This window comes from Micromonospora sp. NPDC047740 (assembly GCF_043204735.1).
Lineage (GTDB): Bacteria > Actinomycetota > Actinomycetes > Mycobacteriales > Micromonosporaceae > Micromonospora.
In genome coordinates this window covers 76,461-91,669 of sequence record NZ_JBIDCT010000005.1, presented here as the reverse complement: position 1 = coordinate 91,669, position 15,209 = coordinate 76,461, and the positions used below count along the sequence as shown (strand labels likewise).

The following is a 15,209-nucleotide window of genomic DNA, read 5'->3' as shown; positions in this document are numbered from 1 at the left end:
ACCTCATGATCACCTGAGCTGGGCGGCGTCCGGCAAGCCGGGGCGGCGTCAGCCGAGCTGGGCGGCGGCGCGGCGGAGGACCAGGTCGGCCAGGTCGGGGACATCGGTGAGCGGCGCGGCGACCGCTGCCGCGCCGGCGTCCCGGGCGGCACCGCGCACGGCGTCGTGGAACAGGCCCGGTGCCAGGAAGTAGGCCGCCACCGCGACCCGGCGGGCCCCGCCCGCCCGCAGCTTCGCCACCGCGGCGCCGGCCGCCGGAGGCGCCGCCGAGGCGTACGACACGCGACACGGGACACCCAGCTCGGCACCGAGCGCCGCGGCGACCCGGCCCACCGAGCCGCGCGCGCGGGGATCCCGGGTGCCAGCCGCGGCCAGCACCAGGGCGTCGTACCCGCCCGGCTCCGCCTCGGCCAGCCGGCGGCACAGCCCGGCCAGCAGCCCGGCGTCCACCCGCCCGTCGGCCGGCCCCAGCACGTCGGCGACCCGTACCTCGATCGGTGGCCCGTCCGCGCGCGCGGCGGCGACGGCCGCCGGGATGTCGACCTTCTGGTGGTACGCGGCGGTCAGCAGCAACGGCACCAGCACCGCGCGGGAGTGACCGGCGGCGGCGAGCTCCCGCAGCACGGCGGCCGGCCCGGGCTCGGTGTGGTCCAGCCAGCTCGGCAGCACCGTGACGCCGGGGCGGGCGGCCGCCACGGCCCGGGCCAGTGCCCGGGTCGCCTCGGCCGCCCGCGGGTCACGACTGCCGTGCGCGACCAGCACCACCGGCGGGTCGGGCGTCAGGTGTGCAGGCCGCACTCGGTCTTCTCGAACATGGCCCACCGACCCGCCCGCGGATCCTCCCCCGCCGTCGTCCGGCGGGTGCAGGGCCAGCAGCCGATCGAGCCGTAGCCGCGACCGAACAGCTCGTTGACCGGGATGTCGTACCGGGCGATGTAGGCGTCCACGTCGCGCTGCGTCCAGGCGGCGATCGGGTTCACCTTGACCTTGCCGCGCCGGGCGTCGAAGGCCACCACCGGGGTGTTGGCCCGGGTCGGCGACTCGTCCCGGCGCAGCCCGGCGGCCCAGGCGTCATACCCGGTCAGCGCCCGCTCCAGGGGCTCGACCTTGCGCAGCTGGCAGCAGTCGTCCGGGGACCGATTGAACAACCGTGGCCCGTACTGGCCGTCCTGCTGCCCGACGGTCATCCGCGGCCGGATCGACCGGACGTTCACCGGCAGCCGCCGGGCCACCTCGTCGCGGACCCGGAGCGTCTCCGGGAAGTGCAGACCGGTGTCCAGGAAGACCACGTCGACGCCGGGGGCGACCCGGGAGACCAGGTGGGCCAGCACCCCGTCGGCCATCGAGCTGGTCACGCAGAACCGGTCGCCGAACGTCTCGGCGGCCCAGCGGGCGATCTCCAGCGCGGGGGCATCCGCCAGCTCCCGGCCGGCCGCCTCGGCCAGCGCGCGCAGCTCCTCGGGGTCGCGCCGGAGCGGATCGGCCGGGACCGGCCCGCCGATCCCGACCAGGCCCATGCCGGCGGCAGAGCGCAGCCCGCTCACCGGGTCACCGCCCGAGTGAGCAGGCCGGTGAACTTCACGGTGAAGACCCGCGCACACGCGTGGCACTCCCAGGCGCCGTGCCCGGCCTCGCTCGGCCGCAGGTCCTCCTCCCCGCAGTAGGGGCAGTAGAGAGGCGCAGATCGAGCATCGCTCATCGCGCCACCTCGCTTCGCCCGGCGCCACGATGAGTTGCACCGAGGTGCTTGATTCGCTCGCTACGCTCGCTCATCGGAGTTCCTCCTCGTCGACCCTGATCACCCAGTTGGCGAAGGTCTCGCCCGCCGCCCGGCCAGCCAGGTAGCGGCGGGCCAGCCGTTCCACGTACTCCGGAAGTTCCTCGGCGGTGGTCTTCAGGCCGCGCAGCTTGCGGCCGAAGCCGGCGGTCTGCCCCTGCGCCATGCCGAGGCCGCCGCCGAGGTGCACCTGGAAGCCCTCCACCTGCCGGCCGTCCGGGCCGACCACCAACTGGCCCTTGAGCCCGATGTCGGCGACCTGCGTGCGGGCGCAGGCGTTCGGGCAGCCGTTGAGGTGGATCGAGATGTCGGCGTCGAAGTCGCGCAGCCGCTCCTCCAGCCGGGCCACCAGCTCCTCGCCGCGCCGCTTGGTCTCGACGATGGCGAGCTTGCAGAACTCGATGCCGGTGCAGGCCATGGTGCCGCGCCGCCAGGCGGACGGCCGGGGCTCCAGGCCGATCCGGCGCAGCTCCGCCACCAGCGAGTCGGTCCGCTCCGGCGCCACGTCCAGCACCAGCAGCTTCTGGTACGGGGTGAGCCGCACCCGGTCGCTGCCGTGCGCCTCGACCACGTCGGCGAGCCGGGCCAGCTGCGGCCCGGAGACGCGACCCACCATCGGGGCCGCGCCGACGTAGTGGCGGCCGTCGCGCTGCGGGTGCACGCCGATGTGGTCGATCGGCTTGTCCGGCAGCTCCGCGGCCGGGCCGTCGAGCAGCGTCCGGCCCAGGTACTCCTTCTCCAGCACCTCGCGGAACTTCTCCACACCCCAGTCGGCGACCAGGAACTTCAGCCGGGCCCGGCTACGCAGCCGGCGGTAGCCGTAGTCGCGGAAGATGCCGACCACGCCGGCCCAGACGTCCGGCACCTCGGCCAGCGGCACCCAGACGCCCAGGCGCTTGGCCAGCATCGGGTTGGTGGAGAGGCCACCGCCGACCCAGAGGTCGAAGCCGGGACCATGCTCCGGGTGCTGCACGCCGAGGAAGGCGATGTCGTTCGCCTCGTACGGCGTGTCGACCAACCAGGAGATCGAGGTCTTGAACTTGCGGGGCAGGTTGGAGAACTGCTTGTCGCCGACGTACCGGCGGACGATCTCGTCGAGCGCCGGCGTCGGGTCGACCACCTCGTCCCGAGCCACCCCGGCGACCGGGCTGCCCAGCACGACACGGGGGCAGTCGCCGCACGCCTCGGTGGTCTGCAGGCCCACCTCCTCCAGGCGGCGCCAGATCTCCGGCACGTCCTCCACCCGGATCCAGTGGAACTGGATGTTCTGCCGGTCGGTGATGTCGGCCGTGTCCCGGGCGAACTCCCGGGAGATGTCGGCGATGACCCGCAGCTGCGCCAGGTTGAGCTCGCCGCCGTCCACCCGGACCCGGAGCATGAAGAACTCGTCCTCCAGCTCGTGCGGCTCCAGCACGGCCGTACGCCCGCCGTCGATGCCCGCCTTGCGCTGGGTGTAGAGCCCCCACCAGCGGAACCGGCCGCGCAGGTCCTGCGGGTCGATGGCGGCGAAGCCCCGGTGGGCGTAGATGTTCTCGATCCGGGCCCGCACGTTCAGCGGGTCGTCGTCCTTCTTGATCCGCTCGTTCGCGTTGAGCGGCTCGCGGTGCCCGACGGCCCACTGCCCCTCGCCACGGGCGCGGCGGGGCGCCCGCGCGGCGGGCTGGTTGTCGGCGCGGGTGGGGGTGCTGCTGACCGCCATCGCGGCGTCCTCCGTTGTCTGCTGTGCCTGGGTACGCAAACGCGGCGGCCGGCCCTGCCAAGGGCCGTGGACGGCGATGTCGATGACGGCCGGCGCGGTAGCGCGCCCGAGACGGATGGGTCGGGCGTCGTCAGTGGGCCGGACAGATCGCGCTGCGCACGCGGCCGTAGTCGACGTGGCGGCGGGCCACGAAGCGGCGGACGACAGCGGCGGTCATGCGCCATATGCTCCCACAACCCACGGTGGCCGGCCAACGGCCGAGTGTGTGATCCCACATCACGGGCATTGACGATGATCCACTACGGCCGAGCACCGCGCCGCTCACGTTGTGGCCGGCGCCGCGAATCGGCCGACCCGCGCGCCGGACCTGTGTGACGCTGCGACAGGTGAGCACTCCTGCGTCGCCCACACCGGCCGGGGCGATGGACGACCGCCCGAGGTGGTGGGTCGCGGCGGCGCCGGCGCTGCTCACGCTGGTGGTCACCCTCGCCGGGATCGGGCACGCGCAGCCGTGGCGGGACGAACTGGCCACCTGGAGCGCCGCCACCCGCCCGGTGGGCGATCTGATCCGGCTGGCCGGCACCATCGACGCCGCGACCGGGCCGTACTACCTGGCCATGCATGGCTGGACGACGCTGGCCGGGACCTCGCCGACCGCGCTGCGGCTGCCGTCCGCGCTCGCCATGGCCGGGGCCGCCGCGCTCACCGCCCGGCTCGGCGAACGGCTGGTCACCGCCCGGGTCGGGTTGATCGCCGGGCTGCTCTTCGCCGCCCTTCCGAGCACCGCCCGGTACGGCCAGGAGGCCCGCCCGTACGCCCTCGCCACCTTCCTCGCCGTGCTCGCCACGCTGCTGCTGGTCGGCGCGCTGCGCCGGCCGGCGGGGCGACGCTGGACCGGGTACGCCCTGGCCGTCGCCGCCCTCGGCCTGACCCATCTGATCGCCCTCACCCTGCTCGCCGCGCACGGGCTCGTGGTGCTGCTCGCCGCCTGGCGCGGCCCGGCGGCAGCCGGCCCCGGCGCGCCGACCTCCGATGCGGCCGGCAGCGGCGCGACCCGCGACCGGGCAGGCAACCGCAGAGCCAGCAACCGGGCGACCAACCGCGGGGCCGGCGACCGGGGGAGCGACCGCGCGACCCGCGACCTGGCAAGCAACCGCGGAGCCAGCAACCGGGCGACCAACCGCGGGGCCGGCGACCGGGGGAGCAACCGCGCGACCCGCGACCTGGCGGGCGATCGCGGCGCCGCCCGGGGCACAACCGGCAACCGCGCCGGCGGCGGCGCCGGTGGCGGCGCCGGTGGCGGCGATCCCAGTCGAGACCAGCGCTGCGGTGAGGGCGGCCGGACGAACGGGGAGCGGGCGGCGGGCGAACAGCCGGTCAGCGACGCACCGGCGGGCAGGTGGCGTGAGCCGCTGGGGTGGTGGGTGGTCGCGTTGCTGCCGACGGCACTGCTGGTCACCCCGCTGGTGCTGATCGCCGGCGGGCAGCGGTCCCGACAGCTCGACTGGGTGCACCTGGCCCGCCCCGCCGACCTGACAGCGCTGCCCGGCGGGTTGGCGCAGACCGGGGTGGTGGGCGGGCTGCTGGTCGGCCTCGCCGCGCTCGGCGCGGGGCGGCTCGGCCGCCGGGCGCTGCTCCCCGGCGCCGCCGTCCTACTGCCCGTACTGCTGCTCTTCGCCGCCGGGACGCTCGTGCCGCTCTGGGTGACCCGGTACCTCGTCTTCACCGTGCCGTTCGCCTGTCTGCTGGCCGGTGCGGCGTTGGCCGGAATACGGCTGCCGCCGGCGCTCGCCGTGGTGGCCCTGGCCGGGGTGCTCGGCCTGCCCGACCAGGCGGCGCTGCGCCGTACGCACGAATGGCCGCGCACCGCACCCGTCGACTACCGGGGCGCGGCCCGGATCATCGCCGAGCACCAGCAGCCGGGCGACGCGATCGCCTACTCGCCCCGGGAGAGTTGGCTCTTCCTCGACCTGGGCATGGCGTACCACCTGGGGGCACGGCGGCCCCGCGACGTGCTGGTGGTCAGCGACCAGCGGCAGCGCGCGGACCTCTGGGCCAGCGAGTGCGACCGGCCGGCGGAATGCCTGGCCGGGGTGGAGCGGCTCTGGCTGGTGGTGTCCGGGCGGCGGACCGATCCGGTGGCCGCAGTGCCGGGCCCCAAGGGAGGGGCGCTGCGCGACGGTTTCACCGTGCAACAGGTCTGGCCCCGCCCCGGCATCACCGTCGCCCTCCTCACCCGCTGAAGCCCTCGTCCTCGCGAAGATCCTCACAACTTCCCCGAAAGGGTGCCCTCGACGCGCCAGGAGGCACTCTTTCCGAGAACTAGTGCGGACCTTGCGCGAAGCGAGCAGGGGCGAGACGAGGCGGGGGCGAGACGCGCGGGGGCGAGAAGCGGCGGGACGTCAGGTGGTGAGGCGGTCGGTGGTGCCGCGGGCGAGCGGGACGACCAGCACGGCCTCGGTGCCGCCGGTGGCGCCGTTGCGCAGTTCGATGGTGCCGCGCAACTCGCCGGTGACCAGGGCCCGGACGATCTGCAGGCCGAGGTTGCCGCCGCGCTCGGCGTCGAACTGCTCGGGCAGGCCGCGCCCGTTGTCGGTGACGGAGACGTGCAGCTGCTTGCGGAACCGGTGCGCGGAGACCACCACCGCGGGCTCCGCCCCGTCCCGCGGGCCGGCGGCCCCCTCCTCGCCGGCCGGGAAGCCGTGCTCGACGGCGTTGAGCAGCAGCTCGTTGAGGATCATCACCAGCGAGGTGGCGATCTCGGCCGGCAGCACGCCGAAGCTGCCCTGCCGGCGCATGCCGACGGTCAACTCGGTGGCGGCGACCTCGGTGGCCGCGCTGGCCACCCGGTCCACGATCCCGTCGAACTCGACCGCCTCGTCGCTGGACATGGAGAGGGTCTCGTGGACCAGGGCGATCGAGGCGACCCGGCGTACCGACTCCTCCAGGGCGACCCGGGCCTCGGGCATGGCGACCCGGCGGGCCTGGAGGCGGAGCAGCGCGGCGACGGTCTGCAGATTGTTCTTCACCCGGTGGTGGATCTCCCGGATGGTGGCGTCCTTGGTGATCAGGGCGCGGTCCCGGCGGCGTACCTCGGTGATGTCGCGGACCAGCACCAGCGCGCCGATCGGCACGCCGGCCGGCATCAGGGGCAGGGCGCGGGTGAGCATGGTGGCGCCGCGGGCGTCGATCTCCCGCCGGGGCGGGGCCTCACCGCGCAGCGCGGCCAGCACCGCGTTGCCCGCGTCGGTGCCTTCGAGGGGGTCGCCGGCCAGCCGGCGGTGCAGCTTGGCCAGGTCCTCCCCCACCAGATGGGAGGCGTAGCCCAGCCGGCGGTACGCGGACTGCGCGTTCGGGCTGGCGTAGGTGACCTTGCCGTTGGCGTCGAGCCGGACCAGCCCGTCGCCGACCCGGGGCGCCGAGGTGGTCTCGCCCGGGTGCCGGGGCGGCGGGAAGGTGCCGTCGGCGATCATCTGGGCCAGGTCGTCGGCCGTAGTCAGGTAGTTCAGTTCGAGCTGGCTGGGCGTACGCGCGGTGGACAGGTTGGTGTCCCGGCCGACCACGGCGATGACCTCGCCGGCCTCCCCGTCGGCGGTCCGCAGCCGCACCGGGATCGCCTCGTGCCGGGCGGGCACGTCGCCGTACCAGACCGGGTCGCCCTCCCGCCAGATCCGGCCCTGCCCGTGGGCCACGTCCAGGTGCGCCACCTCCGGCCCGCCGACGATCCGCCCGACCTGGTCGTCGAGGTACGCGGTCGGCGCGGTCGTGGGCCGGACCTGGGCCACGCAGAGAAACGTGCCGTCGCCGTCCACCGGCACCCAGAGCAGCAGGTCGGCGAAGGACAGGTCGGACAGCAGCTGCCAGTCGCCGGCGATCCGGTGCAGGTGGTCGATGTCGCTCGGCCGGAGCTGGGTGTGCTCCTCGGCAAGGTCGCGCAGGGTGGACACGCTGACCAGCGTGCCACGCCGGGCGTCACATCGTCGCGGTGACCTTTTTCAACCCGCGCGGAGCGTCCGGGTCCTCGCCCCGGGCCAGGGCCAGCGCCAGCGCCAGCCGCTGCAGCGGCAGGATGTCCAGCAGCGGGGCGTACCGCTCGTCGACCTCGGGCACGGCCATCCGGGCGGTCACCTCGACATCGGCGGAGCCGACCACCACCACGTCGGCGCGGCGCTCCCCGAGCCGGGGCAGCACCTCGCGCATCGACTCGCCGCCGGGGCCGGAACCGACCACGGCGAGCACCGGCACGTCCGGGTCGGTCATGGCGAGCGGTCCGTGCAGCAGGTCCGCGCCGGAGAAGGCGAGCGCCGGCAGGTACGACGTCTCCATCAGCTTGAGCGCCGCCTCCCGGGCCGTCGGGTACGCGTACCCCCGGCCGGTGGTGACGAGCTGGGCGGCGAACCGGTAGCGCGGGGCGAGCTGCACCGGGGTGGCGTCGGACAGGGTGCGTTCGGCCAGCTCGGGCAGGCGGGCGAGGGCGGCCCGCTCCTCGGCGGGGAGCACCCCGTCGCCGGCGCGTACCCCCTCGATCAGCATGAGCAGCGCGAGCAGCTCGGCCGTGTACGTCTTGGTCGCCGCGACCGCCCGCTCGTGCCCGGCGGCGATGTCCACGCTCAGCTCGGCCGTGCCGGCCAGCGGCGAGTCGGGGTTGTTGGTGACGGCGAGGGTGAGCGCGCCCGAGGCGCGGGCCACCCGCAGCACCTCGGCCAGGTCCGGCGAGCCGCCGCTCTGGCTCACGCCGACCACGAGGGCGTCGGACAGGTCCGGCCGGGCGCCGAAGACGGTGATCGCGCTCGGTGAGGCGAGACCGGCGGGCAGACCGAGCCGGATCTCGCTCAGGTACGCGGCGTACAGCGCCGCGTGGTCGGAGGTGCCCCGGGCGGTGAAGACCACGTGACGGGGCCGGCGCTCGGCGATCACCGCCGCGACCCGGGCGATCGCCGCGGCGTGCTCGGCGGAGAGCAGGCGGTCGTAGCCGGCCGGCTGCTCCTCGATGTCGGCGGCCATACCGGCCCCTGGACGCGTCACGGAAGGCCCCCTTCTGCGCGATTGCCGCGCGATCCGTGCTCAGTCTTGCACCTTTCGGCCGTGACGAGCAATGGAACGCGCAGTAGTGCGCAGTAGATCACCACTCGGACCAGTGATCGCCTAGGCTTGCCCGGCTGGCGGACCGACCACCGAGAGGACGACGTGCCCGAGGACGACCCCGCGCTCGCCGCGCAGGAGGAGCTGACGCTGGCCCGGCTGGCGCTGGCCGACGGAAACCTCCCGCACGCCGCGGACCACGTCGCCGCCGCTCTCGTCCGGGCCCCGACGCTGCCCGAGGTGCACGAGACACTCGCCCGGGTGGCCGCGGCCAGCGGCGGTGACCTGGAGCTCTTCCCGCTCGGGCACCACGCCTTCGTCGGCGCGGTGGTGGCCCGCGCCCACCTGCTCGCCGCCGCCGGGCACCCCGCCGAGGGGCTCGACCTGCTGGCCGCCGCGACCGGCTACGCGCCCGGTGCCGACTGGGCCGGGGTGCCCTGGGTGACCGCACCTGACCTGCCCGAACGGCTCGACCCCGAACGCACCGCCCGGATCCTCATGCAGATCTGCGCGGCGGTGCCCGACCCGGTCCCCCGCCGCCTCCGCGACCCGCTGCGGCCGTACCTCGTGCTGGCCCGCAACGCGGTCACCGCGCACCCCGGGCACGCGCTGCTGCTGGGCGCGGCGTCCGCGCTGGCCCGGCGCCTCGGCGAGGTCGCCCTCGCCGTCACCTGGGCGGCCCGCGGGGTACGCGCGCAGCCGACCAAACTCGGCGAGGTGTGGCTCGGGTACGCGTACCGCAGCGCCGGCCGGACCCGGGACGCGCTCGCCGCGCTCGGCCGGGCGGTCGCACTCGACCCCGACGACCTCGCGGTGTACGCCGACATCGCCGGCACCCTGGCGGACCACGGCCGGCTCGACGAGGCGCTGGACTGGATCGACCGGGCACTCGCCAAGGACCCCACGTTCGACTGCGCGGTGCACACCGCGCACCGGCTGCGCTTCCAGCGCGACGGGGACGTCGCCCACCTGGTCGCCCTCGCCGACTTCGTCCGCGACCACCCCGACGACACCCACGAGCACGGCGACCTGGCCGAGTGCTGCCGCAGCCGCCCCTGGCTCGGGCAGGTGACCCCGGCCGGCGGGCCGGTGCTGGACGCGCTGCGGCAGGCCCTCGCCGCCGAGGGCGCCGCCCGGGTCGCCGTACGCCTCGACGCGCTGGAACCGCCGAGCGCCATGCGTACCGCAACGGCGGCCGTGCCGGGGCTGGACGTGGAGGTGCTCGCCGTCGCCGACCCGGACCCGCGGGAACCCCGCCGGGCCACCACCTGCCAGCTGTGGCGGTACGAGGGCACGATCGCCGCGCCCACCCTGCCCAGCCCGTCGCCGGAGGCGGCGGAACGGATCCGGCAACTCGCCCACCCGGCCTGGCCCCACCCGCCGGCCGCGTACGACGGCGCGGTCGGGCTGGCCACCCTGGAGCTGGCCGACCTGCTCGGCCTGCTGGTGCATCCACCCGAGCCGCCGGTCACCGCGCTGGGCCGGGTGCTCGCCGGTCAGGACCCGTCGCTCTGGGTGCGCTGTGTGCAGGTCTGGACCTGCCTCGGGCTGCTGCACCACCGCACCGACGAACCGTGGGCGGAGTCGACCCGCCGCCGGGTGCTGGTGGAGCTGGTCTGGGGGGTGGAGGACTGGATCACCGAGGCGGCACTGTTCGCCCTGGTCACCGCCGCCTGGGTCGACCCCGCCGTACGCTCCGACGTGGCCGCGGTGGTGGCCGAGCGGATCGCCGACGTGGCGGCCGTGGCCCGCGAACGCCGGGTGCCGATCGCCACCTCGCTGGCCCACCTGGCGCTGGCCACCCCGGACCTCGACCCGGCGACCCGCGACCTGGCCCGCGAGCTGATCCGCGGCCCCGCCGACGCCCCATCCCGGCCAGGTGTTTTTGCGCGTCTCCGCCGCCTCCTCGCCACCCTCTTCGGCCGCGCCTGACCCGCCACCTGGCTCGCCCGCTCGACTCGCCCGCCCGTCCGCCGGCAAGATCCACCACCTCGCCGGCCCGGCACGATCAACTCGCCCACGACACCCCCACCTCGGCGACCCGGAGTCGATCAAGGGGCCGGTACGCGGCGCGGCCACGCCGTACCCCGGGAAGGGGCCGGCGTGGCCGCGGCGCGTGCGTCAGGCGACGGGGGCCTTGCCGAGGGCGGCCTCGGCCTGGTCCTCGGGGGTGCCGTCCGCCGGCCGGACGTCGTTCGTCGAGCGGAGCGGGACCTCCTTGATGAACCAGGCGAGCACCGGCACCGCGACGGTGAGGAACACCGCCCAGACGAAGACGTGCGAGATGGCGTCGGAGAGCCCGCCGAGGACGAGCTCCCGCATCGGCCCGGTGAGCTGCTTGAGCTTCTCCAGGTCCATGGCGCCGCCCTCGCCACCCTGTCCGCCGGCGAACGCGGGACCGGCGGCCGAGTCGGCGAGCCGGTTCGCGAAGATCGCGCCGAACAGCGCGACGCCGAACGAGCCGCCGATCGAGCGGAAGAAGGTCGCCGCGCCGCTCGCCGCACCCAGGTCCTTCTGCTCCACGCTGTTCTGCGCGATCAGCATCGTCGTCTGCATGAGGAAGCCCATGCCGACGCCGAGCACGATCATGTAGAGCGAGGACTCGACCTTGCTGGTGCCGACGTCCAGCAGGGTCAGCAGGCCCATGCCGGCGGCCATCACCACGCCACCGATGATCGGGAAGGCGCGGTAGCGACCGGTCTTGGTGATGACCCGGCCGACCACCAGCGAGACCACGAGCATGCCGAACATCAGCGGGAGCAGCAGCAGGCCGCTGTTGGTGGCCGAGGCGCCCTGCACGGTCTGCTGGTAGAGCGGCAGGAAGTTCATCGAGCCGAACATCGCGAAGCCGAGCAGGAAGCCGATCACCGAGATGACGGCGAAGTTCCGGTTGGCGAAGAGCCCCAGCGGCAGGATCGGCTCGGGCGCCCGCCGCTCGACGAGGCCGAAGATCGCCAGGGTCACCGCGGCCAGCGCGGCGAGGCCGAGGATCTGCGGGGAGGTCCAGTCGTACTCGTTGCCGCCCCAGGTGGTGACGAGGACGATCGCGGTGATGCCGACGGAGAGCAGCGCCGCGCCCAGCCAGTCGATCTTGTGCTCGGTGCGGTACTTCGGCAGGTGCATCGTGGTGGCCAGCAGCAGCAACGCCACGCCGCCGAGCGGCAGGTTGACGTAGAACGCCCAGCGCCAGGAGAGGTGGTCGGTGATGAAGCCGCCGACCAGCGGGCCGGCCACCATGGCGATGGCCATGATGCCGGCGATCATGCCCTGGTAGCGGCCCCGCTCCCGGGGCGGCACCAGGTCACCGATGATCGCCATCACGCCGACCATCAGGCCACCGGCGCCGAGACCCTGGACGGCCCGGAACGCGATCAGCTCGATCATGCCGTCGTCGACGCCGCCGAGGATGCTCGAGCCGGACATGCCGCACAGCGCCGAGCCGATCAGGAAGATGACCACGGAGGTCAGGAAGACGGCCTTGCGGCCGTAGAGGTCGCCGAGCTTGCCCCAGATCGGGGTGGAGACCGTGGTGCCGAGCACGTACGCGGTGACCACCCAGGTGAAGTGGTCGGCCCCGCCGAACTCGAAGACGATCCGCGGCAGCGCGGTGCTGACGATCATGTTGTCGAGCATCGCGAGCATCATCGCGATCATCAGGCCGAACAGCACGACCCGCACATTGGGTCGCGCTATCGCCTCGGCTGATTGACTCATGGGTAAGCTCCCCCGAAGATTTGTGACCGACTTACTTGCCGCCCGGCTAGTTACCTTACTAGCCGCACGGTAAGTTGGTGTCGGAAAGTCGTCAAGCGAGATAGGTGGTCAGGGTGAGGGAGAGCACAGGCGGCACGCGGGAACGCATCCAGGCCGTCGCGCTGGAGCTCTTCACCGAGCAAGGGTACGAGAAGACCTCGCTGCGGGAGATCGCCGAGCGGCTCGGGGTGACGAAGGCTGCCCTCTACTACCACTTCAAGAGCAAGGACGAGATCGTCAACAGCTTCGTCGAGGACCGGCTACGCCGGATGGACGAGCTGATCGAGTGGGCGCAGAGCCAGCCCGCCACCCTGGCCACCCGCCGCGTCCTGATCGCCCGCTACGCGGACACCATGTTCGCCGGCGAACTACCGGCGGTCATGCGCTTCTTCGAGCAGAACCAGACCGTGCTGAAGAGCCTCGCCGCCGGCCAACAGATGCGGGAGCGGATGATGCGGCTGGCCAACGAGCTGTGCCGGGGCGACGAATCGCCGGCCGCCCAGCTCCGGGCCGCGCTGACCCTGTTCGCGGTGCACAGCAGCTGGTTCGCGGTACGCACGCCGTGCATCACCGACGCCGAACGCCGGAAGATCTCCCTCGAGGTGGCCGACGAACTGCTGGCGCGGATCGCCGACGGCGACTGACCGGCTGCGACCCCGGTCAGTCGCGTGCGGTGAGGTCCAGCCGCAGGCCCAGCAGCTGCACGCCGGGCAGCGGCGACCAGTCCTTCTCCGGCACCCGGACGAAGCCCAGCCGCTCGTAGAGCCGGTGTGCGGTGGCGGCCATGCCGCTGCGTACGCAGATCACCACGGCCGTGCAGCCAAGCTCGGTGGCCCGCGCCACGCAGGCCCGGACCAGGGCCGCCCCGGCCCCGCGCCCCTGCGCGGCCGGATCGACCGCGAGCATCCGGAACTCGGCCTCACCGGGCCCGGAGAGCTCCGCGTACGGGGAGCCGGGCAGCACGAACGTCACCGAGCCGAGCACCTCACCAGTGGCCTCGTCGACGGCGACCAGCACCTCGCCGGTCTCCGCCCGGGTGGCCACGTCGGCGAGCACCACGCCGTAGCCGTTCTCGCCCTTGAGCTGGCCGTCCGCCTCGTAGGCGGCGACCGTCAGGCGCGCCACCGCCGGATGGTCGGCCGGCTCCGCCCGGCGGACCAAGAGGCCGCTCAACCGATCACCGCGATCAGGTCGCCGTCCTGCACCACGTCACCCTCGTTGACCGCGATCTGCTGCACGACGCCGTCGGACTCGGCGACCACCGGGATCTCCATCTTCATCGACTCCAGGATCACCAGCGTGTCCCCTTCGGACACGGTGTCCCCGGCCGACGCGACGACCTTCCAGACGTTCGCCACCATCTCGGCGCGGATCTCCTCGGCCATCTCCAGGCCCTCCCTCTCCACCGGCTTCTGCGAACGGTATCCAATCATGACCGGGCCCGAGAGCGGGGCGACCCGTCGGTTCCGCCCCCACCGGACCCTGGCGACCGCCACCGGCACTAGCATCAGCGGGTCGGTCTCCGGCGCCCGGAGCACCGGTACGCGACCTCCGCCGCGCTCCCCGCGGCCGGACCGTGACCAGCACAAGGAGGCAGAGCATGGCGAAGAAGGCCCGCAAGAAGAAGGCCCGCAAGAAGAGCGGCGCGAACCACGGCAAGCGCCCCAACTCCTGATCGTCGGCGTACGCCGGATCAGCGACCGTGCCGGCCGGTGGCCGGACAGACCGAAGGCCCGGGTCCGATCGGACCCGGGCCACCGGTGTCTTCAGCTGGTCGCGATCGCTCAGTCGGCGAGTTCGCGGGACTCGGTGGTCTCGAAGACCACCAGCTCGGTCAGGCGGACCCGCAGTCGCTCGCGCAACTGCTCAGGCGCGGTCTCGTTGCCGCAGCAGCGGGCGACCAGCGCCTTCACCTCCTGCTCGATGCCGTACTCGCGCAGGCACGGCCCGCACTCGTCCAGGTGGTGCCGGATCAGCAGGCGCCGCTCCTCGGCGCACTCCAGGTCCAGGTAGAGGTAGACCTCCGCAAGCACTTCCCGGCAGTCCGTCTCGTGCGGATTTCCACAGCTCACGGTCACACCTCCCGGCTGGCGGCGGCGGTCGAACCCTTCGGCGCTGCGCTGAACCCACGCTCCGCCGCGTACTGCTCGAGCAGCTTGCGCAGATTACGACGGCCGCGGTGCAGCCGCGACATCACGGTGCCGATCGGGGTGCCCATGATGTCGGCGACCTCCTTGTAGGAGAAGCCCTCGACGTCGGTCAGGTAGACCGCCAGGCGGAACTCCTCCGGCAGCTGCTGGAGGGCCTCCTTGACGTCGCTGTCCGGCAGCCGGTCGAGCGCCTCGGTCTCCGCCGAGCGCAGCCCGCTGGAGGTGTGCGACTCGGCCTCGGCGAGCTGCCAGTCGGTGATCTCGTCGGTGGGCGCCTGGACGGGCTGGCGCTGCCGCTTCCGATAGGAGTTGATGTAGGTGTTGGTCAGGATCCGGTAGAGCCAGGCCTTCAGGTTGGTGCCCTGCTCGAACTGGTGGAAGGCGGCGTACGCCTTCAGGTACGTCTCCTGAACCAGATCTTCGGCATCCGCCGGGTTCCGCGTCATCCGCAGCCCGGCAGCGTAGAGCTGATCGACGAAGGGCATCGCGTCCCGCTCGAAGCGGGCCCTGCGCTCGTCCGTCTTCTCGGTGGTCAACCGCACGTCCCCTCGCGTCGGATGCTTCCCCGCCGAGGATACGCGTACCCGCCTGCCCACAGATTCACTTCCGGCCGGTGTGCTGGCACTCACCACCGCCGGCACTTCCGCGGGCCACTCCGGCGCGTCGAGCAGCTGCCTGAGCTGCCGCGCGTCCCGTTCGTCCCGCTCCCGGCTCCGCGTCTCGGTCGGCACCGGTCACCCCCCTCGGC

At 73.7% G+C, this 15,209-nt stretch carries 15 protein-coding genes; 4 read left to right on the top strand and 11 right to left on the bottom strand.

Going from position 1 to position 15,209, the window contains the following annotated elements; all coding sequences use genetic code 11:
- Positions 1–48 precede the first annotated feature (48 nt).
- The 4 genes from ACGF4F_RS11440 to ACGF4F_RS11425 form a co-directional block, all read right to left on the bottom strand.
- Positions 49–798 carry a CbiX/SirB N-terminal domain-containing protein gene (locus tag ACGF4F_RS11440; protein ID WP_357439921.1) on the bottom strand — a complete coding sequence of 250 codons (750 nt, stop codon included), beginning with the start codon at positions 796–798 and terminating at the stop codon, positions 49–51.
- The gene (locus ACGF4F_RS11435; protein ID WP_357439918.1) at positions 780–1,544 is read right to left on the bottom strand and encodes a phosphoadenylyl-sulfate reductase; all 765 of its coding nucleotides are present in this window, start codon (positions 1,542–1,544) and stop codon (positions 780–782) included. Before ACGF4F_RS11435 ends, ACGF4F_RS11440 begins: the two co-directional genes overlap by 19 nt.
- Positions 1,541–1,699 carry a hypothetical protein gene (locus ACGF4F_RS11430; protein ID WP_357439915.1) on the bottom strand — a complete coding sequence of 53 codons (159 nt, stop codon included), beginning with the start codon at positions 1,697–1,699 and terminating at the stop codon, positions 1,541–1,543. The genes ACGF4F_RS11435 and ACGF4F_RS11430 overlap by 4 nt, the downstream gene beginning before the upstream one ends.
- A 70-nt stretch (positions 1,700–1,769) precedes the next feature.
- Positions 1,770–3,476: a nitrite/sulfite reductase gene (locus ACGF4F_RS11425; RefSeq protein ID WP_357439912.1), complete on the bottom strand. Its 1,707-nt coding sequence runs from the start codon at positions 3,474–3,476 to the stop codon at positions 1,770–1,772.
- A gap of 422 nt (positions 3,477–3,898) precedes the next feature.
- Between ACGF4F_RS11425 and ACGF4F_RS11420 the strand changes: the two genes are divergently transcribed.
- Complete coding sequence (locus ACGF4F_RS11420) at positions 3,899–5,719, top strand: glycosyltransferase family 39 protein (RefSeq protein ID WP_357440181.1); 1,821 nt, start codon at positions 3,899–3,901, stop codon at positions 5,717–5,719.
- 159 nt (positions 5,720–5,878) lie between these two features.
- Here ACGF4F_RS11420 and ACGF4F_RS11415 read toward each other — a convergent pair whose 3' ends face one another.
- Both ACGF4F_RS11415 and ACGF4F_RS11410 read right to left on the bottom strand, forming a co-directional pair.
- Complete coding sequence (locus ACGF4F_RS11415) at positions 5,879–7,423, bottom strand: histidine kinase N-terminal domain-containing protein (protein ID WP_357439910.1); 1,545 nt, start codon at positions 7,421–7,423, stop codon at positions 5,879–5,881.
- Between the two features lie 25 nt (positions 7,424–7,448).
- Positions 7,449–8,480 (bottom strand): SIS domain-containing protein, encoded by a 1,032-nt coding sequence (locus tag ACGF4F_RS11410; RefSeq protein WP_357440179.1) that lies wholly within the window; start codon positions 8,478–8,480, stop codon positions 7,449–7,451.
- A gap of 183 nt (positions 8,481–8,663) precedes the next feature.
- Here ACGF4F_RS11410 and ACGF4F_RS11405 point away from each other — a divergent pair, with 183 nt between their 5' ends.
- Positions 8,664–10,490 (top strand): tetratricopeptide repeat protein, encoded by a 1,827-nt coding sequence (locus tag ACGF4F_RS11405; protein ID WP_357439907.1) that lies wholly within the window; start codon positions 8,664–8,666, stop codon positions 10,488–10,490.
- Between the two features lie 189 nt (positions 10,491–10,679).
- Here the strand turns inward: ACGF4F_RS11405 and ACGF4F_RS11400 are convergent, their stop codons facing one another.
- Complete coding sequence (locus tag ACGF4F_RS11400) at positions 10,680–12,272, bottom strand: MDR family MFS transporter (protein ID WP_357439904.1); 1,593 nt, start codon at positions 12,270–12,272, stop codon at positions 10,680–10,682.
- Between the two features lie 113 nt (positions 12,273–12,385).
- Here ACGF4F_RS11400 and ACGF4F_RS11395 point away from each other — a divergent pair, with 113 nt between their 5' ends.
- Positions 12,386–12,955: a helix-turn-helix domain-containing protein gene (locus ACGF4F_RS11395; RefSeq protein WP_357439901.1), complete on the top strand. Its 570-nt coding sequence runs from the start codon at positions 12,386–12,388 to the stop codon at positions 12,953–12,955.
- Positions 12,956–12,971: 16 nt separating this feature from the next.
- Here the strand turns inward: ACGF4F_RS11395 and ACGF4F_RS11390 are convergent, their stop codons facing one another.
- Together ACGF4F_RS11390 and ACGF4F_RS11385 are read right to left on the bottom strand one after the other, a co-directional pair.
- Entirely contained in the window at positions 12,972–13,484 is a 513-nt protein-coding gene (locus ACGF4F_RS11390; protein WP_357439899.1) for a GNAT family N-acetyltransferase, read from the bottom strand.
- Positions 13,481–13,702, bottom strand: coding sequence for a biotin/lipoyl-binding carrier protein (locus tag ACGF4F_RS11385; protein ID WP_198940289.1), 222 nt, complete (start codon positions 13,700–13,702; stop codon positions 13,481–13,483). The genes ACGF4F_RS11390 and ACGF4F_RS11385 overlap by 4 nt, the downstream gene beginning before the upstream one ends.
- Before the next feature lie 209 nt (positions 13,703–13,911).
- Between ACGF4F_RS11385 and ACGF4F_RS11380 the strand changes: the two genes are divergently transcribed.
- Complete coding sequence (locus ACGF4F_RS11380) at positions 13,912–13,986, top strand: 50S ribosomal protein bL37 (protein WP_369700219.1); 75 nt, start codon at positions 13,912–13,914, stop codon at positions 13,984–13,986.
- Between the two features lie 109 nt (positions 13,987–14,095).
- Here ACGF4F_RS11380 and rsrA read toward each other — a convergent pair whose 3' ends face one another.
- A complete protein-coding gene (gene rsrA, locus ACGF4F_RS11375; RefSeq protein WP_357439896.1) occupies positions 14,096–14,383 on the bottom strand; it encodes a mycothiol system anti-sigma-R factor in 288 nt (95 codons plus the stop codon).
- Positions 14,384–14,385: 2 nt separating this feature from the next.
- Positions 14,386–15,192 carry a sigma-70 family RNA polymerase sigma factor gene (locus tag ACGF4F_RS11370; protein WP_073834729.1) on the bottom strand — a complete coding sequence of 269 codons (807 nt, stop codon included), beginning with the start codon at positions 15,190–15,192 and terminating at the stop codon, positions 14,386–14,388.
- Positions 15,193–15,209: the final 17 nt, after the last annotated feature.

Coding starts and splice junctions, on each gene's coding strand:
- ACGF4F_RS11430 (WP_357439915.1), bottom strand. CDS start 1,699: ATGAGCGATGCTCGATCTGCGCCTCTCTACTGCCCCTACTGCGGGGAG.
- ACGF4F_RS11425 (WP_357439912.1), bottom strand. CDS start 3,476: ATGGCGGTCAGCAGCACCCCCACCCGCGCCGACAACCAGCCCGCCGCG.
- ACGF4F_RS11420 (WP_357440181.1), top strand. CDS start 3,899: ATGGACGACCGCCCGAGGTGGTGGGTCGCGGCGGCGCCGGCGCTGCTC.
- ACGF4F_RS11410 (WP_357440179.1), bottom strand. CDS start 8,480: ATGGCCGCCGACATCGAGGAGCAGCCGGCCGGCTACGACCGCCTGCTC.
- ACGF4F_RS11400 (WP_357439904.1), bottom strand. CDS start 12,272: ATGAGTCAATCAGCCGAGGCGATAGCGCGACCCAATGTGCGGGTCGTG.